Origin of the sequence: Azospirillum sp. TSH64, from assembly GCF_003116035.1 — a bacterium.
Taxonomy (GTDB): Bacteria; Pseudomonadota; Alphaproteobacteria; order Azospirillales; family Azospirillaceae; genus Azospirillum.
In genome coordinates, this window is the sequence record NZ_LGQW01000015.1 from 6,909,850 (window position 1) to 6,931,362 (window position 21,513).

Genomic DNA, 21,513 nt, shown 5'->3' on the forward strand with positions numbered 1-21,513 from the left:
CATGGTCAACCAGTATCCTTGGTTGTACGAGACTGCCGGTCCCTTCGGCTGGCGGGAGCGCACCCCGGCCCGCGGCTGAAGCGGTTCCGGAAAAACACATCTGAAAAGAACTGAAGCCGGATTTTTGAAATTCCCGGCACGAAAAGGCGCCGCTTTGTCCAAGCGACGGCGGCGCCTTCACTTTGTCCAAGCTGGACCGAGACTTTGGGATTGCTGTGACAACTGGCAATCTTCCGAAAGTCAGAGAGGAAGATCATGGTGCAGACCATGATGTGCTGTTACAATATCATTTAAATTTTGCAATTCGTTGACGCTTCTGTGGCGGACGCCGGCCTTGCCGGCGGTGCTTCGCCGTGCCCTGTGCCATATCCTCATGGTTGGCGGCCGGGCAGGAAGCGGAGGCGGCACGGGAAGGGGCAAGAGCATGGCAGTGGACAAGGCGGCCGCATCCCGGCCGCGACGGTTCTGGAGCGTGGGGCGGAAGGTGACGGCGGCCTTCGTCGCCGCCATCGTCGGCGGCTTCATCGTCATCATGGGGCTTCAGGCCAAGATGCAGTATGACGACGCGGTGCGGCTCGCCACGCACGACGCCCGCGTCAAGACGGACATGCTGGCAAACGCCACCAAGACCAGCTTCGTCGCCGGCGACGGCGCCTCCATCGAGACGGAGTTCATGCCGCTGGCCGGCAGCAACGAGGTGCAGCTCGCCTCGCTGCGGGCGGTGACATCCGCCGGCACGCTCGCCGACTTCTCCAACGAGCGATTTGCAAAATACGAGCTGAAGCCCGACCAAGACCTGGTCGAGGCGGTGCTGGCCGGCAAGGGGGCGCAGACCCGCTCCGCCAACGGCCACATCGTGGTGACGGTGCCGGTGGTGACCGGCAAGAGCAACCGGCTGGTCGGTGCCCTCCAGATCGCCTGGAGCCTGGACCAGCAGATCGACGCCATCGCCACCCAGATGCGCAACCAGATCGCCATCTGCCTGATCGCGCTGGTGGTGCAGATCGCCCTGCTGAACCTCCTGCTCGGCCGCATCGTCATCCGCCCGCTGCGTGCGATGTCGGCGGCGATGGCGAAGCTCGCCGACGGCGACACCGCAGTCGAGGTGCCCGGCAACGGCCGCTCCGACGAGATCGGCGCCATGGCCGGCTCGGTCACCGTCTTCCGCGACAACGCCCGCGCCATCGAACGCATGCACGCCGCCCAGGCCGAAGCCGACGCCAAGGCCGAGCAGGCCAAGCGCGCCGCCTTGCTCGACCTCGCCGACCGCTTCCAGGGCACGGTGAAGCGTCTGGTCGAGGGCATCGCCGAGTCGGCCGCCGGCATGGCCGACAGCGCCGACCGCATGGCGACGGTGGTGGGCGAGGCGTCGAGCCAGACCCGCAACGTCGCCCGCGAATCCGACGACATCCAGTCCAACGTCCGCTCCGCCGCCGCGGCGGCGACCGAACTCGCCAGTTCCATCGGCGGCATCTCCGATCAGGTCGGCCATTCCGCCCGCATCGCCGGCGAGGCGGTGTCGCACACCGACCGCACCAACGCCACCGTCCAGGGGCTGATCGCCAACGCCGAGCGCATCGGCCAGGTGGTCGGGCTGATCCACGCCATCGCCAAGCAGACCAACCTGCTGGCGCTGAACGCCACCATCGAGGCGGCGCGGGCGGGCGAGGCCGGCAAGGGCTTCGCCGTGGTGGCGAGCGAGGTGAAGGCGCTGGCCAACCAGACCGCCAAGGCCACCGACGAGATCCAGGCCAAGGTGCAGGAAATCCAGCAGACCACCGGCGGCGCCCAGAGGGCCATCGGCAGCATCGGCAAGACCATCGGCCACATGAGCGAGATCACCACCGCCATCGCCGCCGCCATCGAGGAACAGGCCGCCGCCACTCGCGAGATCGCCTCCAGCGTCACCCAGGCCGCCCAGGGCACCGAGGAGGTGTCGAGCAACATCGCCGGCGTCAGCACGGCGGTGCACGAGACCGGCGACGCTGCCGGCCGCGTCCACGGCACCTCGCAGGAGCTGGCCGTCGAGGCCGAGCGCCTGCGCAAGGAGGTCGGCACCTTCATCGCGACGGTGCGGGCGGCGTAGGGCTACGGCCGATGCGGGCCGGGGCCGTGCTCCGCGGGGAGGAAGACCGGCACCACCGCTTCGACCCGCCCGGCGACCCGGGTGCGGTGGATGGGGATGCCGTAGAGCCGGGCGAGGTTGGCTTCGGTCATCACGGCGTCCGCCGGACCCTGGAGATGCTCCTCCACCCCCATCATCAGCAGCGCCTCGTCGGCGACGCACAGCGCATGCTGGGGCAGATGGGTGCTGAACAGGATGGCGTGGCGCCCGTCGCGGCGCAGCCGCTCGATGACCTTCAGCAGCAGAGCCTGGTTGGCGAGGTCGAGCGCCGAGGCCGGCTCGTCGAGGATCAGCAGGTCGGCCCCCGTCACCAGGGCGCGGGCCAGCATGACGATCTGCCGTTCGCCGCCCGACAGGCGGCTGAACGGACGCTCGGCGAAGCGCAGGCCGTCGACCTGGGCCAGCGCCTCCTCCGCCGCGCGGTAGTCGGCGCGGCCGGGCGCGCCGAACAGGCCGATGCGCCGCGCCCGCCCCATCACCACCACGTCGAGGCAGCGGTAGGGCACCGTGTCGCCGATCGACTGCGAGACGTAGCCGATGGCGGCCGGCGCCTGGCGGCGGCCCTCGGCCAGCGGCAGCAGCCCGGCGAGCGCGCGGATCAGCGTGGTCTTGCCGCGGCCGTTGGGGCCGAGCACGGCGAGGCAGCGGCCGGCCGACAGGGCGAGGCCGAGATGGCGGAAGATCCACCGCTCGCCGCGCCGCACCCCGGCATCCTCCAGTCGGATCTCCAGCCTGCTCATTCGCCCATCTCCTGCTTCTGCCGGCGCCGCAGCAGCAGCGCGAAGATCGGCGCGCCGACGATGGCGGTCAGCACGCCGAGCGGGATTTCCGCGGTGGTCGCGGTGCGGGCGATGGTGTCGATCAGCAGCAGATAGGCCGCGCCCATCAGCGCCGAGGCCGGGATCAGGATGCGGTGGTCGGACCCAACCAGCAGCCGGGCGAAATGCGGGACCACCAGCCCGACCCAGCCGATCACGCCGGAGAAGGCCACCACCGTCGCCTCGACCAGCGCCACCGCGGCGAAGATCAGCCAGCGGTCGCGCTCCACCCGCACGCCCAGCATGCGGGCGTCGTCCTCGCCCAGCGACAGCAGGTTGATGCGGAAGCGCATCGCCCAGATCGCCAGCAGCCCGGCCAGGATCACCGGCACCGCCAGCAGGGTCTGGCGCCAGCCCGACGCGGCGAAGCTGCCCATCAGCCAGAACACGATGGCCGGCAGCGAGCTGTCGGGGTCGGCGACGAACTGCGCCATCGACACCAGCGCGCTGAACAGCGCCGACACCACGACGCCGGTCAGCACGACGGTGACGACGCCGCTGCGCCCGTCGATGCGGGCGAGCAGCCCGACCAGCAGCAGGGCGGCACAGCCGGCGACGAAGGACAGCCCGACCAGCGCCGCCCCCGACAGGCCGAGCAGGATCGCCACCGCCCCGCCGAGCGAGGCGCCCGACGACACGCCCAGGATGTGCGGCGACACCAGCGGATTGCGGAAGACGCCCTGCAGGGCGGCGCCGCACAGCGCCAGCCCGGCGCCGCAGGCCGCCGCCATCAGCACGCGCGGCAGGCGGACGAGCAGGACGATGCGTTCCTGCAAGGAACTCCAGTCGGCGTCCAATCCGCCGGGCAGCAGTTGCGCCGCGACGATGCGCAGCGCCGTGACCGGCGGGATGGAGAGGCGGCCGGCGCACAGCGCCACCAGCATCATCGCCAGCAGCCCGACCGCCATCGCCGCCAGCAGCCAAGGGCGGCCGGGCAGGGAGGCGGCAGCGGTGCCGGAAACGGCATCAGGGGCCGACGATGCGGTCATAGTTCAGCGCCCCCCGGTTGACGTCGGCCAGCAGCAGCCGGTCGATCTCGGCGTCGGTCGGCTCAAGGCCATAGACCAGCCCGATGCCGCGCCGCACCTCGGCCCGCAGGTCGTAGCCGTTGGCGTCTGGGTGGAACAGCTTGGCCAGCCACAGCCAGAACAGCGGGTTCTCGGCGTTCGGCGGTTCCCAGCGGAAGGCGCCGACCGGCACCTTGTAGACCCGGCCCGCCTTCGCCGCGGCGGTGCCGGAGAGCAGCGGGTCGTTGCGGATGTCGGCCGGTTGCAAATCGCGGTCGGCGCTGTTCAGCAGGATCACCTCCGGGTCCCAGATCATGATCTGCTCGGCGGTGACGGTGATCGAGCCGCTGCGCTCGGCGGCGAGGTTGCGGCCGCCGGCCGCGGCGATGGCGAAATCGGTCGGCGTCCCCTTCCCGGTCACCACCAGATGGCCGGCGAGCCTGGAGAGGAAAAGCACCGTCGGTGTCTTGACGGCAGTCAGGGCCGTGGCCGGGGCGGGGCGGCGGATGCGCGCCAACACCTCGTCCCGCCAGCCGATCAGGGCCCCGGCCCGTTCGGGATGCCCGGTCAGGTCGGCCATCAGCCGGATGTTGCGGCGGGTGGTCTCCTCATCGCCATAGACGACCAGCGCGGTCTTCAACCCGGCCTCGGCCAGCGGCGACACCACCTGCGCGCCCAGCTCGCCCCGTTGCAGGACGAGGTCGGGTTCCAGGGCGGCGATGGCCTCGACATTCGGCATGAAGGCCGACTTGCCGGCGCTGAGCAGCGAGGCGGGAAGCCGGTTCAGCCGCGGAAACAGCCGGCCGAGCAGGCCGCCCTTCGCCACCTCGCCCACCGTCTGGTGCATGCCGACCAGACGGTCGGCCGAACGGTCGGCGGCGATCAACGTCGGGGCGGAGGGGGCGGGAAGCGCCACGATCCGCTCCGCCGGCTTCGGCAGGACGATTTCGTTGCCGGCGAGATCGGTCGTGCGGATCTCCGCCGCCCCACACAGGCCGGGCGACAGCACCAGCAATAAAACGGCGGTGGCCAGGGAGAATGGCGGGATGACGCGCATCAGAAGCTGACCCGGGTCTGGAACACCGCCTGCAACGGCTCGCCGATGGCGACGCCGAGATTGTTGACCGCCGAGGTGTAGTAGGTTTTGTCGAAGATGTTCTTGACGTTGACCTGGAAGCTGACCGGCGTGCCGTGGACGTCGGTGTCGTAGGCGGCGAAGGCGTCGGCGACGACGTAGGAGGGCAGGTAGAAGCTGTTGGCGGCATCGCCGGCGCGCTTGCCGGCATAGCGGGCGCCGCCGCCGACACGGAGCGCATTGCTGCCCAGCACCGGGCCGAAGTCGTGGGTGACGAAGAGCGAGGCGGTGCTGCGGGCGACGTTGGCCAGCCGGTTGCCCCGGTAGAGCGGATCCTTGGTCACCTGGGCGTCGAGCAGGCTGTAGCTGCCGATGACGCTCCAGCCCGGCGCCACCTCGCCGGCGACATCCAACTCGAAGCCGCGCGAGCGCACGGCACCGGCGGTGCGGTTGACGGTGAGGCCGTTGACCACCTCCGAATAGAGCACGTTGCGCTTGCGCAGGTCGAACAATGCTGCGGTGGCGGTCAGGCCGCGGGCGAGTTCCACCTTGGCGCCGACCTCGTAGGCATCGCCCTCCTCCGGCGGCAGGGCGCCGAGATAGCTGGAGATCGAGGAGTTCGGGCGGAAGCTCTGGCTCCAGCTGGCATAGACCGACGCATCGGGCGTCACCTTGTAGACGACGCCGGCCCGGGGCACGAGCTTGCCGTCCTGCACGTCGGTGTTGGCGCGGAAGGGCCGCCCGCGGCCGGCATACTGGTCGTAATACTGGTAGCGCAGGCCGCCCAGCACGATCCAGCGGTCGCCAAGCTCGATCGAATCCTGGGCATAGACCGAGGAGGTTTCCAGCCGTTCGGTCTGGTCGCTGTCGGTCGCCACCACGTTGCGGCTGGTGGGCAAGCGGCCATAGACCGGCCGGTAGATGTTGAAGGCGGCGGAGGTCGGGCCGCGGATCAGGTCGGTGCGCAGCGTGTCGCTGTAATCGTAGGAGGCGCCGAACAGAAGCTGGTGGCGCAGCCCGGCGAACGTCACCTTGCCGTTGAGGTCGGCGCGGACGGCATGGACGTCGACGTTGGAATCCTGCGTGGCGTCGGCGCGGCGGGTCAGCACTCCGGTCCGGGCGTTGTAGGCGGTGACGCGCGCCTGATCGTCCTTGTACCAGTTGTGGCTGTAGGCGTAGTTGGCGCTGACGGTCCAGTCGGAGTCGATCTTGTGGCTGATGCCGATGCGGGCGAGATGGGTGAAGCCGCTGGTGACGTTGTAGGGTTCGTCGAAGCGTTCCCGCTTCGACACCGGCACCGCCTTGCCGGTCGCGGTGTCGAAGATGGTGCCGCGGTCGAACGGCACCTGATAGCGGGTGTATTCGTAGCCGAGCGTGACCGTGGTGTCGTCGCCGTACCAGGCGAGCGACGGGGCGACGGTCTTCTGCCGGACGCGGCCGAAATTGCGCCAGTAGGCGGTGTCCTGGATGTCGCCGACGAAGCGGTAGGCGAGGTTGGAGCCGGCGGTCAGCGGCCCGGTGACGTCGAGCTGTCCGCCGCCGCCGCCGAAGCTGCTGCCCCAGGCCTGGGCCTCGCCGCGCCGGGTCAGTTCGGGGGCCTTGCTGACGACGTTCACCAGCCCGCCGGGGTCGAGGATGCCGTAGAGCATCGAGGCCGGCCCCTTCAGGACCTCGACGCGGTCGGCCCCGGCGGTGAAGCTGCGCGGCATCGCCGTCCGCAGGCCGTCGCGCATGGTCGAGCCGTCGCGGTTGTCGCCGAAGCCGCGCTTCATGAAGGCGTCCTGGGTGCCGCCCAGCGTGTTGCCCTGGGTGACGCCGCTGACGTTCGCCAGCGCCTCGTCCAGCGTGCGGGCGGCCTGGTCCTTGAGGACGGGGGCCGCCACCACGCTGACCGCCTGCGGCACGTCGAGCAGCGGCGTGTCGGTTCCGGTGGCGATCGACGTGCGCTTGGGCTGGTAGCCGTCGGTGGCGGCGCCCTTGCCGATCAAGGTGATCGGGGCGAGTTCCAGGACCGGTCCGGTCGTTCCGGGGGTGCTGTCTTCGGCCCGGGCCGTCGCGGCGCTCGTGGAGGCAATGGCTGCGCAAGCAATGCCTGCGATTAGTTTCAAGGACTCCACGCGACGACCTTCCCCGGCTTTGTCGATCCGACGGAAACCGGGGAACGCGGCCCGGCGGCTTGGCGGCGGGTGTGCTCCGGGATTTCCTTCGAATGCGAATAAACCAAACGGGTAATCGATGCAAATAATTATCAATAGCGTTGTTTGGGCGCCTAGCGGAGTGTTGAGTGTTCGACAAGGCTTGATTGCGCGGTCAGCCCAGCGTCTGGCGGACCCACGCCACCAGTGCCGGCAGCGGCATGGCGCCGGCGGTGCGGGCGATCTCGCGGCCGTGCCGGACCAGGATCAGGGACGGGATGCTGCGGATGGCGAAGCGGGCGGCGAGGTCCGGCGAGGCCTCGGTGTCGATCTTGGCGAGGCGGATTTGCGGTTCGAGCTGGGCTGCGGCCTGGGCGAAGGCCGGGGCCATCGCGCGGCAGGGGCCGCACCAGTCGGCCCAGAAATCGATCAGCAGGGGCAGGTCGCCACGCTCGGCATGGGCGGCGAAGCGGCGGGCGTCGAGCGCCACCGGCTTGCCCTCGAACAGCGCCTTGCCGCAGCGGCCGCATTTGCCGCCGCCGAGCCGGGCGGGAGGCACGCGGTTCAGCGTGTCGCAGTGCGGGCAGGCGACGTGAAGGCTGTCGGCGCCGGATTGGGCGCCTGTGGAAGAACTGGCGGTGGGCGGCATGGCGGGGCTCCTTCCCCTGGCAGCGTGTCCACCGTCGATGTATGGGGGCGGGGCCGCCCGCTCAAGATCCCCTCCGGGCGCGCGCGCCTACTCCTGACGGCCCATCAGGCCTTCCAGCTTTGCGAAATCCACATATTGCGCCGGCCGGTCCTTCAACAGGTCCGGGGACGCCAGGGCATTCTCCCGCGCGCATTCGGCGACGTAGCGGGCTAAGAGGTCGCGCATGACCTCGGCCAAAGGCGTCTGCCGCTGGCGTGCGTAATTCTTGGCGACATCTTTGATTCTGCGGTCAACGCGCAAAGAGATCGTCGCCTTCTTTGGATGAAATGGATCTCCGATCATGACGATCCCCCATCGATCTTGCCAATCTACATGAATTGGCCTCGTCATTTGGATATGCCGGATCGGTGGTGGATACAAGGATCCATGGGAAGGCGGGCGATAAAACTTGGGGATGATAGAATGTGAATTTGTGTGGATAAAATTTCTGCCGGTTTTCTTCTCCACAGAATCTGTGGATAGATGTGTGCGCAAACTCCGAACAGAATCTTCCGCATCCTTCCGGCGGGCGCATCCGGCCTGTGGATGAGTGGGTTTGCCTATTTTTTGGGCGTGTCAGGGACGCCAGCGGTTCCCCATCCTCCGACCATCCGCAGCCGTCCGGCAGGCGAGAGGTCGGGCAGCACGAGCAGCACGGTCTGCTCGGTCAATTCGCCGATCAGGCGGCGCTTGGCGCGGGCTGCGGCGATCGCGGCGTTCAGGGACTCGAAATCCACAGGCTCCGCCTGAAGCAGGGCGCGCACCCGTTGCCCCTCCTGGCGATAATCCTCGGTCAGCGTGTCATAGCGCGGGCGCAGCGGCTCGAAAATGGCGCGCAGGCGGGCGGCGTCGGCGTCGGACATGCCGGCAGCCACATGCTCGACGAAGCGGTCGGGCATCGGCCGGTAGGGCGGGGGCGCCGGCTTGCGGGTGGTGCCGACCAGCATGGCGGCCAGGAACAGGTTCAGCGCCAGCGACAGCAGCGCCAGCCGGCGCAGGCTCATCCCCTGCCGGAGGCGGGTCAGGAGGGAGGGCTGCGGGCGACCGGGGGCAACGAGGCCGTTCATCGGGGATCTCCGTCGAACAGGGTGACGACCTCGTCGTTCAGCAGGGCCAGCTCCTGGCTGCGTGGTGCCGAGGGGAGCGGGCTGGCGAGATGGCCGGCGAACCAGCCCCCGGTCAGCCAGCCCAGCGCCAGCAGGGCGACGCAGAAGCCGGCCACCCTCCGCCGCGGCATCCGGCCGAGCAGCAGCATGACCACGCCCTCCTGCGGCACGGTCCGCGCCGCAGCGCCGACGGCGGACAGCAGGCGGGCGACGCGGGCGTCGTCTACCGGCGCTGCGGGGGCCGCCAGCAGCCGGTCGAAGGCGGCGGCGCTATCCAGGGCGATGCGGAGGGCGGGGGAGCGGGCCAGCGCCGCTTCGGCCTCCGCACGCAGCTCCGCCGGCCAGCGCTGCGGCGAGGCGCCGTAATCGTCGAGGTGGCGGAGGAAGTCTTCGTCGGTCATGGCATCCTCCTTCATGCTGGATCGTCGGGGCCGAGCGCCGTCTTCAGCGCGGCCCGGGCGCGGGCCAGCAGCGAGGCGAAGGCGCTTTCGCCCATGGTCAGGATCTCGGCGGCCTGACGCAGGCTGAGCCCCTCCTGGTGGAACAGCACGACGGCGGCGCGCTGGCGGTCGGGCAGGGCCGCCAGCGCCCGGTTGACCCGCTCGGCGGTCTGGCGCTCGGCGATGCGGGTCAGCGCGTCGGGGGTCTGGTCGGGCAGGTCGCCGGCATCCTCCAGCGGCGACCAGCCGGGACGGCGGCCGCGGTCGATGGCGAGGTTCATCACGATGCGGTAGAGCCAGGTGGTGAAGGCGGCGCGCGCCCCGTCCCAGCGCCCGGCATGCTGCCAGACCCGCAGGAAGGCCTCCTGCGCGATCTCGTCGGCGTCGGACGGGTTGCCGGTCATCCGCTGGGCCAGCGCCACCGCGCGGCGCATGTGGCGGGCGGCCAGACGGTCGAAGGCGGCGGCGTCGCCGCCGGCCACGCGGCCCATCAGTTCGTCGTCCGTGTCGCTCGCCTCGACCACCGGGGCTCCGCTCCTGCCGTGGGCGAGAACTATGCCCAAGAGGGTCGAGAGGCGCCAGCGCAGCGCGACAGGAAGAGAAAGAACCGCAGCCATCCTCGCCCCCCTATTCCGCGGGTGCTGCGATGGCGGCGCGGCGGTTGCGCCGCAGGGCCAGCCGTTCCAGCGTCAGATAGACCACCGGCGTCGTGTAGAGCGTCAGCATCTGGCTGACCAGCAGACCGCCGATGATGGCGATGCCGAGCGGGCGGCGGATCTCGCCGCCGGTGCCATAGTCGAAGGCGAGCGGAACGGCACCCAGCAGTGCTGCCATCGTCGTCATCATGATCGGGCGGAAGCGGACCAGACCGGCCTCGCGGATCGCCTCCAAGGGCGACAGGCCGCGCTCCCGCTCCGCCTCCAGGGCGAAGTCGATCATCATGATGGCGTTCTTCTTGACGATGCCGATCAGCAGGATGATGCCGATCAGGGCCACGATCGACAGGTCGTAGCCGGTCAGGATCAGCGCGATCAGTGCCCCCAGACCGGCCGACGGCAGGGTCGACAGGATGGTCAGCGGGTGGATCAGGCTTTCGTAGAGGACGCCCAGCACGATGTAGATGGTGATCAGCGCCGCCAGGATCAGCAGCGGCTGGCTGGAGGAGGATTGCTGGAAGGCGCGCGCGTCGCCCTGGAAGCCGGCGCGGATGCTGGCCGGCATGCCGATGTCCTCCGCCGCCCGCTGGATCAGCTCGGTCGCCTGGGACAGCGAGACGCCGGGGGCGAGGTCGAAGGTCAGGTTGGCGACCGGGAAACCGCTCTGGTGCTGGATGCTGGCGGCCTGGTTGCCGATGACGACGCGCGACACCGCCGACAGCGGAACCATGCCGCTGCGGCCCGATACATAGATGCGCTTGAGGTCGTCGGGGCCGAGCGCTTCGGACGGCTCGACCTCCAGCACCACCTTGTGCTGGTTCTGCGCCAGATACATGGTCGAGACCTGCCGCTGGCCGAAGGCGTCGTAGAGCGTCGACTCCAAAGCGCTCAAGGACACGCCGAGCCGGGTGGCGGCGTCGCGGTCGACGATGACGTTGGCCTGGATGCCGCCATTCTGGCGGTCGTTGGCGACGTCGACAAGCTCCGGCAGGGTGCGCATCTTGTCGACCAGCTTGGGCGCCCACTCGTTCAGCGCAGCGATGTCGGAATCCTGCAGGCTGTAGCGGTACTGGCTGCGGCCCTGGAAGCCGCCGACGCGGATGTCCTGCACCGGCGTCAGGTAAAGCTGCACCCCCGGCACCCGGCCGGCGCGCTGGCGCAGCCGCTGGGTGACGGTGGCGAGGTCGTCGCGCTCCGCCTTCGGTTTCAGGGCGATGAAGATCTGGCCGGAATAGGTGCCGCCCGGACCGCCGCCGCCGACGGTGCCGCCGACGCTCTCCACCGCCGGGTCTCCGGCCACCGCGTCCTGCAAGGCCCGCTGGCGCGTCACCATGGCGCGGAAGGAGATGTCCGGCGGCGGGTCGCTGAAGCCGATCAGCAGGCCGGTGTCCTGCTGCGGCACGAAGCCCTTCGGCACCTGCCCGTAGAGCCAGACGCTGACGCCGATGATGGCGAAGGTCGCCGCCAGCATGGTGCGGCGGTGGGCGAGAACCCAGTCCAGCCCGCCGGCATAGAGGCCGAACAGCCGGTCGCCGGCCCAGGAAAGCGCGCGGGCGAGGCGTCCGGGGGGGCCGCGCTCGGCCTCCGGCTGCAGCAGATGGGCGCACATCATCGGGGTCAGGGTCAGCGACACCACCGCCGAGACGGCGATGGCGACCGACAGCACCACGGCGAACTCGCGGAACAGCCGGCCCTGGATGCCGCCCATGAACAGGATGGGGATGAAGACGGCGATCAGCGACAGGCTGATCGACACCACGGTGAAGGCGACCTGCCGGGCGCCCTTCACCGCCGCCTCGAAGGGCTTGGCGCCCTTTTCGATGTGGCGGACGATGTTCTCGATGACGACGATGGCGTCGTCCACCACGAAGCCGACCGAGATGGTCAGCGCCATCAGTGAGAAATTGTCCAGGCTGTAGCCGACGATCCACATCACGCCGCAGGTGCCGGCCAGCGACAGCGGCACCGAGGCCGCCGGGATCACCGTCGCCCACAGCCGGCGCAGGAACAGCGCCATCACCATCACCACCAGCGCCACCGTGACCGCCAGCGTCTTCTGCACGTCGTCGATGGAGGCGCGGATGGTCGGCGTGCGGTCGGTGCGCACCGACAGGCTGACCCCCGGCGGCATCCAGCCGCGCAAGGTCGGCAGCTCCGCCCGGATGCGGTCGACCGTCTCCACCACGTTGGAGCCCGGCTGTTTCTGGATGTTGATCAGGATGGCGCGGTGGCCGTCCTGCCACGCCGCGGTGCGGCTGTTCTCCGGCGCCTCGATCACGTCGGCGAGGTCGCCGAGCCGGATGGTCGCGCCGTTCTTCTCGGTCACGATCAGCCGGCGGTAGGATTCTGCGCCGAACAGCTGGTCGCTGGCGCCGATGGACCAGGATTCGTGGGTGCCGTCGAAGCTGCCCTTGGCGCCGTTGGCATTCGCCTGGGAGATGACGGTGCGGATCGACTCCAGGCTGACGCCCATGTTGGCCGCGGCGGCGGCGTTGACGCGCACGCGCACCGCCGTCTTCTCCGCCCCGTTGATGGAGACCTGGGCCACCCCCTCGATCTGGCTCAGCCGCTGGCCGATGATGCTGTCGGCGAGGTTGTAGAGCTCCGCCGGGGCCAGCGTGGTGGAGGTCATGGCGAGCGTCATCACCGGCGCGTCGGCCGGGTTGATGCGCCGCATCTTGGGCGGGCTCGGCAGGTCGGCCGGCAGGTCGCCGCCGGCGGCGTTGATGGCGGCCTGCACGTCGCGCGACGCCGCCTCGACATTGCGGTTCAGGTCGAACTGCACGACGACGGTGGTGCTGCCGAGCTTGCTGTTGGAGGTCATCTCCGACACGCCGGCGATGCGGGAGAGCCGGCGTTCCAGCGGCGTGGCGACGGAGGCCGCCATCGTCTCAGGGCTGGCGCCGGGCAGCGACGCGGTGACGATGATGGTGGGGAATTCCACCTGCGGCAGCGGCGCCACCGGCAGGAAGCGGTAGGCCACCGCCCCCAGGATCATCAGCCCGACCATCAGCAGCGCGGTGCCGACCGGCCGCCGGATGAACAGGGCGGAAAGCGAGGCGGCCGAAGCCAGGGGGGTGAGGTTGAGGGAGGCCATGGCCGGCTACTCCGCCGCCGCCCGGCCGGGCGACTGGACAGCATCCTGGCCATTGCCCGGCTCCGCCGTGTCCTTCCGCCGCCAGGGCCGCAGCCAGCGGCCGAGCCGGCTGCCGAGACGGTCCATGTAGAGATAGACCACCGGCGTGGTGTAGAGCGTCAGAACCTGGCTGACCAGCAGCCCGCCGACGATGGCGATGCCCATCGGCCGGCGCAGCTCCGACCCGGTGCCGTTCTCCAGCGCCAGCGGCAGGGCGCCGAGCAGGGCCGCCATGGTGGTCATCATGATCGGGCGGAAGCGCAGGAGCGACGCCTCGTAGATCGAGCGTTCCGGCGCCATGCCCTGGTTGCGCTCCGCCTCCAGGGCGAAGTCGATCATCATGATGGCGTTCTTCTTGACGATGCCGATCAGCAGCACGATGCCGACCAGGGCGATCAGCGACAGGTCGTGGCCGGTCGCCATCAGCGCCAGCAGGGCGCCGATGCCGGCGGACGGCAGGGTCGACAGGATGGTGATCGGGTGGATCGTGCTCTCGTACAGCACGCCCAGCACGATATAGACCGCGACCACCGCCGCCAGGATCAGCCAGGGCTGGGTGTCGAGCGAGGCGCGGAACTCGGCGGCCGTGCCGGCGAAGCGGGCGGTCGCGGTGTCGGGCATGCCGATGCTGTCGCGCGCCTGCTGGATCGCCGCCACCGCCGCCCCCAGCGAGACGCCGTGCGCCACGTTGAAGGACAGGGTGACCGACGGGAACTGGCCCTGGTGGGTGATGACCAGGGGGGCGGTCTTGCGCTCCACCGACACGATGGCGTTCAAGGGAACGACGGTGCCGCCGCTGGCCTTCACATAGATCTTCGACAGGGACGCCGGATCCATCTGGAAGGACGGCTCGACCTCCAGGATCACGCGGTACTGGTTGGTCTGGGTATAGATGGTCGAGACCTGGCGCTGGCCGAAGGCGTCGTAGAGCGTGTCGTCGATGGCCTGGGGCAGCACATGCAGGCGGCTGGCGGCGTCGCGGTCGATGGTGAGATAGACCTGCAAGCCGTCCGGCTGCTGGTCGGTCGCCACGTCGGTCAGTTCCGGACGGGCGCGCAGGGATTCCAGCAGGCGCGGGGTCCAGCTTTCCAGTTCGCGCGGGTCGGCGTCCTGCAACACGTACTGGTATTGCGTGCGGCTGACGCGGCTGTCGATCTGCACGTCCTGCACCGCCTGCATGAACAGCGACACGCCCTTCAGGTCGCCGGTGGCGGCGCGCAGGCGGGCGATGATTTCCTCCGCCGAGGATCTTCGCTGGTCGCGCGGCTTCAGCGCGATGGTCAGGTTGCCGGTGTTGGTGGTGGCGTTCACCGTGCCGGTGCCGACGAAGCTCGCCACCCCGGCGACGTCGGGGTCGCGGCGGACGATGTCGGCGACCTCGCGCTGGCGCTCCGCCATCGCCTTGACCGAGATGGAGGGGGCGGCGTCGGTGACGCCGATGATGACGCCGGTGTCCTGCTGCGGCAGGAAGCCCTTGGGCACCACATCGTAGAGGTAAAGCGTGGCGGCCAGCGTGGCAATGGTGAAGACCAGGGTCGCCGGCTGGTGGCGCAGAACGAAGCGCAGCGAGGCGGCATAGCCGTTCAGCAGCGCGTCGAAGCCGCGCTCGGTCCAGCGGAACAGGCCGTTGGGCTTGCTCTCGGTCTCCGCTTTCAGCAGGCGGGCGCACATCATCGGCGTCAGCGTCAGCGAGATCACCGCCGACACCAGAACGGCGATGGACAGCGTGATGGCGAACTCGCGGAACAGCCGGCCGACCACGCCGCCCATGAACAGCAGCGGGATGAACACCGCGATCAGCGACAGGGTCAGCGAGACCACGGTGAAGCCGATCTGGCGGGCGCCTTTGAGGGCCGCCGGCAACGGCTTCTCGCCCTTCTCGATGTAGCGGACGATGTTCTCGATCATCACGATGGCGTCGTCGACGACGAAGCCGGACGCGATGGTCAGCGCCATCAGCGACAGGTTGTCGAGGCTGAAGCCGCACAGCGCCATGATGCCGAAGGTGCCGATCAGCGACAGCGGCAGTGCCGCCGCCGGGATCACCGTCGCCCACGCCTTGCGCAGGAACAGGAAGATCACCAGCACCACCAGCCCGGCGGTCAGCACCAGCGTCTTCTGCACGTCCACCACCGAGGCGCGGATGGTCTCCGTCCGGTCGGTCAGCACCGCCATATGGATCTGCGGCGGCAGGCTCGCCTGGAGCGAGGGCAGCAGCTTGTGGATGCGGTCCACCGTGTCGATGATGTTGGCGCCGGGCTGGCGCAGCACGTTCAGCAGCACCGCGGGCTTGCCGTCATGCCACGCCGCCAGCCGGGTGTTCTCCACCGAATCGACCACGGTGCCGATGTCGGTCAGCCGCACCGGGCCGCCGTTCTTGTAGGCGACGATGATCGGGCGGTAGGCGGCGGCATTCTCGATCTGGTCGTTGACGCCGATGGACCAGGACTGGCGCGGGCCGTCGAAGCTGCCCTTGGGCGCGTTGACGTTGGCCTGGGTGATGGTGGTCCGCACATCCTCCAGGGTCAGGCCGAGACCGGCAACGGCGGCCGGGTTGACCTGCACGCGGACGGCGGGGCGCAGGCCCCCTTCGATCCCGACATAGCCGACGCCGTCGACCTGGGACAGCTTCTGCGCCAGCAGCGTGTCGGCGGCGTCGCTGACGGTTTCCAGCCGCAGGCTGTCCGAACTCAGCGCCAGCACCATCACCGGCGTGTCGGCCGGGTTGACCTTGTCGTAGACCGGCGGGTTCGGCAGGCCCTTGGGCAGCGTGCCCGACGCGGCGCTGATCGCCGACTGCACATCCTGAGAGGCGGCGTCGATGTCGCGGGTCAGGTCGAATTGCAGGGTAATGACCGACAGCCCGAAGGAGCTGGTCGACACCATCGACGAGATGCCGGCGATCTGGCCGAGCTGGCGTTCCAGCGGGGCGGTGACCGAGGAGGCCATCACGTCGGGGGCGGCACCCGGCAGCTGGGTGGTGACGCGCACCGTCGGGAAATCGACCGTCGGCAGCGAGGAGATCGGCAGGGTGCTGTAGCCCAGCAGGCCCAGCAGCACCACCGCCAGCATCAGCAGGCCGGTGGCGACCGGCCGCAGGATGAAGGGGGCGGAGATGTTCATGAGGGCTGCCGTCCCTCACGCGGGGCGCCGGGGCCGGGGCCCGGAGTTGGAGCGCCGCCGTTGTTTTCGCGTTGCTGCTGCCGTTCGCGCCGCCGTTCCTCGCGTGCCGCCGGGTCCTGCTGCTGGTTGGGCGTCCTGCCGGCGGGAGCGGCTTCCGGTGCGGCGGCGGGAGCGGTGCCGACAGGGGCCGCCGAGGCGATGGGCTCGACGATGCGGATTTTGGAGCCGGGCTGCAAACGGTACTGGCCGTCCACCACCACCCGCTCGCCGGGGGTCAGCCCCTCGTCGATGATGGCCTTGGTCTCCTCCTGGCGGGCGACCTTGATCGGGCGCTGCTCCACCGTCAAATCGTCCTTGATGACGTAGGCGTAGGTACCCTGGGGGCCGCGCTGCACCACGGTCGAGGGCACGGTGGTGGCGCCGCGGCGGACGGTGGAGAGCAGGCGGACATTGACGAACTGGCCCGGCCACAGCTTCTGCGGGTCGTTGGGCATCTCGGCCTTCAGGCGGATGGTGCCGGTGCCGCTGTCGATCAGATTGTCCACCACCGACAGCTTGCCGGTGTCGAGCACGCGGCGGCCTTCGCGGTCCTGCGCCTCCACCTTGACCACGCCTTGCGCCTGGGCGGCGAGCACGGCCTGAAGCTGTTTCTCCGGCAGGGTGAAGAGGACGGCGATGGGCTGGATTTGCGTGATGGTGGCGATGCCGTTCTGGTCGCTGGCCCGCACCACGTTGCCCTGGTCGACGTTGCGCAGGCCGATGCGGCCGCTGAGCGGGGCGGTGACGGTGGTGTAGTTCAGCTGGACCTGCACCGCATCGATGGCCGCCTCGTCGGCGCGGATCTGCGCCTCGTACTGGGCGACCAGCGCGCGCTGGGTGTCGACCGTCTGGCGCGAGGCGAATTCCTTCAGGCCCATGTTGCGCTCCAGGTCGCGCCGCGCGTTGGCGAGCTGCGCCTCGTCCTGCGCCTTCTTCGCCTGGGCCTGGGCCAACTGGGCCTGGAGCGGACGGGAATCGATGGTCGCCAGCAGGTCGCCGGCCTTGACCAGCTGGCCTTCCTGAAGCGAGACGCGCTGAAGCTCGCCATCGACGCGGGCGCGCACTGTGACCGTGTTGAAGGCCTGGACCGTGCCGATGCCGTCGAACCAGATCGGCACGTCCTCGCGCGCCACGGTGCCGGCCTGGACCGCCACCACGCTGTTGCGCGGGCCGCCTGGACCACCGCCTGGACCGCCGCCGGGAGGACCGCCCGGCTGAGTGGCCGCCGGCGGGGCCAGCTTCTGCTGAACCGCGTAGCCGACGCCGCCGACCAGTCCGGCAAGAACAACGCCGGTGACCACCGGCTTCCAACGAATCGTCATGACCTGTTCCGACGCTTGTCCCGACATCCGACCGGACGGCGCATTCCGCCGCTCCAGTTTTTCTGTCCGTCCCTGATACGGGACGGCGGAGCGGATTCGTCGGGGGGCGGCGAAGATTTTTTCGGAGGGTCTTCCGACGTCTCCAGGGTGGGAGACGGGTTGAATGCGATTGTCGCGTCACATACGCGGATAGGTATTGAAGATAAGAATCATTTGCATTATGAGGGCCAATAACTGCGAATGATTCTTATTCGTGTCGGGGGCAATCATCGTGAAGAGACGAGTGGACGGCGGTCGGGTGTCGCGGGGGGCGGCGTTCGGCGCCATGGTGCTGGGCGGGCTGATGGTGCCGGCGGCCCAACTGGCAATGACCCAGGTGGCGCTGGCGCAAAGTGCCGGCGGGCAAGGGGCCGACGGCGCCGCGGTGCAGATGCCGGCGGTGACGGTGACCGGGCAGGGCGAAACGGCGCTGTCGCCGGTGACCGGCTATGTCGCCAACCAGCAGGCGACCGGCACCAAGACCGACACGCCGCTGATCGAGACGCCGCAATCGATCTCCGTCATTCCGGCCGACCAGATCCGCGACCAGAACGCGCAGACGCTGAACCAGATCGTGCGCTACACCTCCGGCGTGACGGCGGAGACCCGCGGCGCCGTGGCGACCCGCTACGACCAGCTGAAGATCCGCGGCTTCGACGCCGACACCTACCTGAACGGGCTGAAGCTCCAGTCGCTCTACTACGCTGCATCGCAGGTCGACCCCTATCTGCTGGAGCGGGCGGAGGTGCTGAAGGGCCCGACCTCCGTGCTGTACGGGCAGGCGCAGGCCGGCGGCCTGATCAATCAGGTTTCCAAGCGCCCGACCGCCACCGCGCTGAACGAGGTCGGGGTCGAATACGGCACCGACAACCATTGGCGCGGCACCGCCGACTTCTCCGGCCCCATCGACAAGGACGGCAAGTTCCTCTACCGGCTGACCGCCGTCGGCCTCAGCGAGGACGGCCAGATGCGGATGACGGAGAACGAGCGCATCGCCGTCGCCCCGTCCTTCACCTGGAAGCCGGATGCCGAGACCAGCCTGACCCTGCTGGGCTTCTACCAGCATGATCCCAAGGGCAATTCCTATGGCGGCATCCCGCCGCAGGGCACGGTGCTGGCGAACCCGCTCGGCAAAATCCCGGTCGATTTCTATGACGGCGACCCGAACTACGAGACGTTCGACCGCCGCCAGGCCTCGGTCGGCTACGCCTTCGACAAGAAGATCGGCGACGCCTGGACCGTCCGGCTGAACGGGCGCTGGCTGAACGCCAAGGTCGCCTACGACAGCCTCTACGCCAACGGCCTCGACACCGACAACCGCAGCCTCTTCCGCGGCGTCGCCACCTCGCGGGAGGAGATGAACGCCTACGCCTTCGACAACCAGATCGAAGGGCGCTTCTCCACCGGCCCGGTCTCCCACACGCTGCTGGCCGGCGTCGACCACCAGCGGCTGGACGGCCATTACACCGCCGGCTTCGGGATGGCGCCGTCCATCGACGTGTTCAACCCGGTCTATGGCATCGCCGTCACCCCGCCGGCGGTCTACCGCACCGACATCGACGGCCGCCAGACCGGCGTCTATCTTCAGGACCAGATGAAGCTGGGCGGCTTCATCCTGACGGTCGCCGGGCGCCGCGACTGGGCGAAGACCACCTCGACTACCGCGTCGGGCAGCAGCACCCAGTCCGATCAGGCCTGGACCGGCCGCGCCGGGCTGACCTACGTCTTCGACAACGGCATCGCCCCCTATGTCAGCTATGCCGAATCCTTCACGCCCAGCAGCGGCGTCGCTTTCGGCGGCAAGCCCTTCAAGCCGGAGGAGGGGACCCAGTACGAGGTCGGCGTGAAGTACCAGCCGCCCGGCCTGAACAGCCTGTTCACCGTCTCGGCTTTCGACCTGACCCGCAGCAACCTGCTGACCAGCGACCCCGCCCATCCCGGCTTCTCCATCCAGAGCGGCGAGGCACGGTCGCGCGGCGTCGAGCTGGAGGCCAAGGTCGGCGTCACCAAGGAGCTGGAGCTGATCGGCGCCTACACCTACCTCGACACCAAATACACCAAGGACAATGACGGGCTGCAGGGCAAGCGCCTGGCCGCGGTGCCGCGCCATCAGGCCTCTGCCTGGGCGATGTACCACATGCCGGAGGGAACGGCGCTGACCGGGCTCGGCGTCGGTGCCGGCCTGCGCTACACCGGCAGCACGGCCAACACGGCCAACACCTTCAAGGTGCCGTCCTTCACCCTGGTCGACGCCACGGTGTCCTACGACCTGGGCGCGCTGTCGTCCAAGCTCCAGGGGGCGGAGGTCACGGTCAACGGCAAGAACCTGTTCGACAAGGAGTATGTCGCCTCCTGCTATTACGGCGACTGGTGCGCCTACGGCTATCGGCGGACGGTGACCGCCGGCCTGCGCTATCGCTGGTAAATCCCGTGCCGTCCCTTCCCCATTGCCAAAGGAAGCCGTCATGACGCCTGCGAGCCTGCGGGGCTGGCGCCTCGTCCACCGCTGGACCAGCCTGATCTGTTCGGCCAACCTGCTGATCCTGTGCGTGACCGGGCTGATCCTGGTGTTCCACCACGAGATCCAGCATCTGATGGGGGAAGATCTCGACAGCAGCTACACGGAGGGGCAGGCCCGCCTGCCGCTCCAGTCGCTGGTCGACATCGCGCAGAAGGCCGACCCGGCCCTGGTGCCCAAGCTGCTGTCCTTCGATCCGGAGGACAAGGCGGTCAACTACATCTATCTGGGCAAGCCGGAGGAGCGCGGATTCGACCTGGGGCGCTGGGTGGTGCTGAACGGCTTCACCGGGGCCAACCAGATGCTGAAGCAGCCGGAAGAGACGCTGGTCGGCTTCCTGTTGAAGCTGCATGTCGACCTGTTCACCGGCTTCGCCGGCCAGATGTTCGTCGGGGTGATGGGGCTGCTGTTCGTGGTCAGCACGGTCAGCGGGCTGGTGGTCTACGGCCCCTTCATGAAGAAGCTGGCCTTCGGCATCCTGCGCTTCGGCCGGGGAACCCGCATCGGCAACATCGACCTGCACAACCTGTTCGGCGTGGCGACTCTGGTCTGGGCCTTCGTCGTCGGGCTGACCGGCGCCATCCTGTCCTTCTCGCCGCTGATCACCGGCTATTGGCAGAAGACCGAGCTGGCGGCGATGACCGCCCGCCATCCCGAGCCGATGACCGGGCCGGCGGTGCCCATCGACCAAGTGGCCGCGGCCGGGCTGGCCGCCTTCCCCGGCAAGGATCTGGCCTTCATCGCCTATCCCGGCAACGAATATGCCGGCAGCCGGCATTTCAGCGTGATCGTGCGCGGCCACACCGAACTGACGCAGCGGCTGCTCAGCGTAGCCCTGGTCGATGCCGAAACCGGCGTGGTCGCCGAGGCGGCCGGCACGCCCTGGTACATGACGGTGCTGATGCTGTCGGGGCCGTTCCATTTCGGCGATTACGGCGGGCTGCCGTTGCAGATCATCTGGGCACTGTTCACCATCGTCACCGGCGTGGTGACGGTGACCGGCTTCGTCGTCTGGCTGAAACGGCCGCGGGCGCGGTCGACATCCGACAGGACTGCATCGGGTGCCAAGCTGGGGAGCAAGGCATGAGAGGGGGTATGAGCGGGGTTTGGCGCATCCCGGCCGCGCTGGCCGGGCTGTCCGTCGTCGGGCTGGCTGCCGCCATCCTGGGCGACGGCATCTGGGACTGGCTGTGCTGGACGACCCTGTCGGTGCCGCTGGCCGTCTGCGCCGTCAAGCTGTGGCGGCAATGGCCGGGGCGGTCGGCAAGCCTCTGAAGCGAGCCGCA

16 protein-coding genes are annotated in these 21,513 nt (G+C 69.2%); 4 read left to right on the forward strand and 12 right to left on the reverse strand.

Going from position 1 to position 21,513, the window contains the following annotated elements:
- Positions 1 to 424: 424 nt before the first annotated feature.
- Positions 425 to 2,086 carry a HAMP domain-containing methyl-accepting chemotaxis protein gene (locus TSH64_RS32425; RefSeq protein WP_109451346.1) on the forward strand — a complete coding sequence of 554 codons (1,662 nt, stop codon included), beginning with the start codon at positions 425 to 427 and terminating at the stop codon, positions 2,084 to 2,086.
- Positions 2,087 to 2,088: 2 nt separating this feature from the next.
- On the opposite strand, the gene TSH64_RS32430 is transcribed toward TSH64_RS32425, so the two are convergent.
- The 12 genes from TSH64_RS32430 to TSH64_RS32480 all read right to left on the reverse strand — a co-directional run bounded on the left by TSH64_RS32430 (position 2,089) and on the right by TSH64_RS32480 (position 17,670).
- Entirely contained in the window at positions 2,089 to 2,865 is a 777-nt protein-coding gene (locus TSH64_RS32430) for an ABC transporter ATP-binding protein (RefSeq protein ID WP_109451348.1), read from the reverse strand.
- Positions 2,862 to 3,932: an iron ABC transporter permease gene (locus TSH64_RS32435; protein ID WP_109451350.1), complete on the reverse strand. Its 1,071-nt coding sequence runs from the start codon at positions 3,930 to 3,932 to the stop codon at positions 2,862 to 2,864. The genes TSH64_RS32430 and TSH64_RS32435 overlap by 4 nt, the downstream gene beginning before the upstream one ends.
- Complete coding sequence (locus TSH64_RS32440; RefSeq protein WP_109451352.1) at positions 3,910 to 5,007, reverse strand: ABC transporter substrate-binding protein; 1,098 nt, start codon at positions 5,005 to 5,007, stop codon at positions 3,910 to 3,912. The genes TSH64_RS32435 and TSH64_RS32440 overlap by 23 nt, the downstream gene beginning before the upstream one ends.
- Entirely contained in the window at positions 5,007 to 7,133 is a 2,127-nt protein-coding gene (locus TSH64_RS32445) for a TonB-dependent siderophore receptor (protein ID WP_199237719.1), read from the reverse strand. The genes TSH64_RS32440 and TSH64_RS32445 overlap by 1 nt, the downstream gene beginning before the upstream one ends.
- Before the next feature lie 202 nt (positions 7,134 to 7,335).
- Positions 7,336 to 7,809, reverse strand: coding sequence for a thioredoxin TrxC (gene trxC, locus TSH64_RS32450; protein WP_109451354.1), 474 nt, complete (start codon positions 7,807 to 7,809; stop codon positions 7,336 to 7,338).
- A gap of 87 nt (positions 7,810 to 7,896) precedes the next feature.
- Complete coding sequence (locus TSH64_RS35455; RefSeq protein WP_146208092.1) at positions 7,897 to 8,151, reverse strand: hypothetical protein; 255 nt, start codon at positions 8,149 to 8,151, stop codon at positions 7,897 to 7,899.
- A gap of 257 nt (positions 8,152 to 8,408) precedes the next feature.
- The gene (locus TSH64_RS32455) at positions 8,409 to 8,915 is read right to left on the reverse strand and encodes a periplasmic heavy metal sensor (protein WP_109451356.1); all 507 of its coding nucleotides are present in this window, start codon (positions 8,913 to 8,915) and stop codon (positions 8,409 to 8,411) included.
- Complete coding sequence (locus TSH64_RS32460) at positions 8,912 to 9,355, reverse strand: hypothetical protein (RefSeq protein WP_247873273.1); 444 nt, start codon at positions 9,353 to 9,355, stop codon at positions 8,912 to 8,914. The genes TSH64_RS32455 and TSH64_RS32460 overlap by 4 nt, the downstream gene beginning before the upstream one ends.
- An 11-nt stretch (positions 9,356 to 9,366) precedes the next feature.
- Positions 9,367 to 10,011, reverse strand: a complete 645-nt coding sequence (locus TSH64_RS32465; protein ID WP_247873274.1) for an RNA polymerase sigma factor — start codon at positions 10,009 to 10,011, stop codon at positions 9,367 to 9,369.
- 10 nt (positions 10,012 to 10,021) lie between these two features.
- Positions 10,022 to 13,147, reverse strand: a complete 3,126-nt coding sequence (locus TSH64_RS32470; RefSeq protein ID WP_109451362.1) for an efflux RND transporter permease subunit — start codon at positions 13,145 to 13,147, stop codon at positions 10,022 to 10,024.
- Positions 13,148 to 13,153: 6 nt separating this feature from the next.
- Positions 13,154 to 16,309: a multidrug efflux RND transporter permease subunit gene (locus TSH64_RS32475; protein ID WP_109451364.1), complete on the reverse strand. Its 3,156-nt coding sequence runs from the start codon at positions 16,307 to 16,309 to the stop codon at positions 13,154 to 13,156.
- Entirely contained in the window at positions 16,306 to 17,670 is a 1,365-nt protein-coding gene (locus TSH64_RS32480) for an efflux RND transporter periplasmic adaptor subunit (RefSeq protein WP_109451366.1), read from the reverse strand. The genes TSH64_RS32475 and TSH64_RS32480 overlap by 4 nt, the downstream gene beginning before the upstream one ends.
- Before the next feature lie 271 nt (positions 17,671 to 17,941).
- Here TSH64_RS32480 and TSH64_RS32485 point away from each other — a divergent pair, with 271 nt between their 5' ends.
- The 3 genes from TSH64_RS32485 to TSH64_RS32495 are packed head-to-tail and all read left to right on the forward strand — an operon-like array spanning position 17,942 to position 21,502.
- Positions 17,942 to 20,134 (forward strand): TonB-dependent siderophore receptor, encoded by a 2,193-nt coding sequence (locus TSH64_RS32485; RefSeq protein ID WP_247873275.1) that lies wholly within the window; start codon positions 17,942 to 17,944, stop codon positions 20,132 to 20,134.
- Positions 20,135 to 20,174: 40 nt separating this feature from the next.
- Complete coding sequence (locus TSH64_RS32490; protein ID WP_109451368.1) at positions 20,175 to 21,314, forward strand: PepSY-associated TM helix domain-containing protein; 1,140 nt, start codon at positions 20,175 to 20,177, stop codon at positions 21,312 to 21,314.
- Between the two features lie 8 nt (positions 21,315 to 21,322).
- A complete protein-coding gene (locus TSH64_RS32495) occupies positions 21,323 to 21,502 on the forward strand; it encodes a hypothetical protein (RefSeq protein WP_109451370.1) in 180 nt (59 codons plus the stop codon).
- The last annotated feature ends 11 nt before the right edge of the window (positions 21,503 to 21,513 follow it).

Coding starts and splice junctions, on each gene's coding strand:
- TSH64_RS32425 (WP_109451346.1), top strand. CDS start 425: ATGGCAGTGGACAAGGCGGCCGCATCCCGGCCGCGACGGTTCTGGAGC.
- TSH64_RS32430 (WP_109451348.1), bottom strand. CDS start 2,865: ATGAGCAGGCTGGAGATCCGACTGGAGGATGCCGGGGTGCGGCGCGGC.
- TSH64_RS32435 (WP_109451350.1), bottom strand. CDS start 3,932: ATGACCGCATCGTCGGCCCCTGATGCCGTTTCCGGCACCGCTGCCGCC.
- TSH64_RS32440 (WP_109451352.1), bottom strand. CDS start 5,007: ATGCGCGTCATCCCGCCATTCTCCCTGGCCACCGCCGTTTTATTGCTG.
- trxC (WP_109451354.1), bottom strand. CDS start 7,809: ATGCCGCCCACCGCCAGTTCTTCCACAGGCGCCCAATCCGGCGCCGAC.
- TSH64_RS35455 (WP_146208092.1), bottom strand. CDS start 8,151: ATGATCGGAGATCCATTTCATCCAAAGAAGGCGACGATCTCTTTGCGC.
- TSH64_RS32455 (WP_109451356.1), bottom strand. CDS start 8,915: ATGAACGGCCTCGTTGCCCCCGGTCGCCCGCAGCCCTCCCTCCTGACC.
- TSH64_RS32460 (WP_247873273.1), bottom strand. CDS start 9,355: ATGACCGACGAAGACTTCCTCCGCCACCTCGACGATTACGGCGCCTCG.
- TSH64_RS32465 (WP_247873274.1), bottom strand. CDS start 10,011: ATGGCTGCGGTTCTTTCTCTTCCTGTCGCGCTGCGCTGGCGCCTCTCG.
- TSH64_RS32470 (WP_109451362.1), bottom strand. CDS start 13,147: ATGGCCTCCCTCAACCTCACCCCCCTGGCTTCGGCCGCCTCGCTTTCC.
- TSH64_RS32475 (WP_109451364.1), bottom strand. CDS start 16,309: ATGAACATCTCCGCCCCCTTCATCCTGCGGCCGGTCGCCACCGGCCTG.
- TSH64_RS32480 (WP_109451366.1), bottom strand. CDS start 17,670: ATGACGATTCGTTGGAAGCCGGTGGTCACCGGCGTTGTTCTTGCCGGA.
- TSH64_RS32490 (WP_109451368.1), top strand. CDS start 20,175: ATGACGCCTGCGAGCCTGCGGGGCTGGCGCCTCGTCCACCGCTGGACC.
- TSH64_RS32495 (WP_109451370.1), top strand. CDS start 21,323: ATGAGCGGGGTTTGGCGCATCCCGGCCGCGCTGGCCGGGCTGTCCGTC.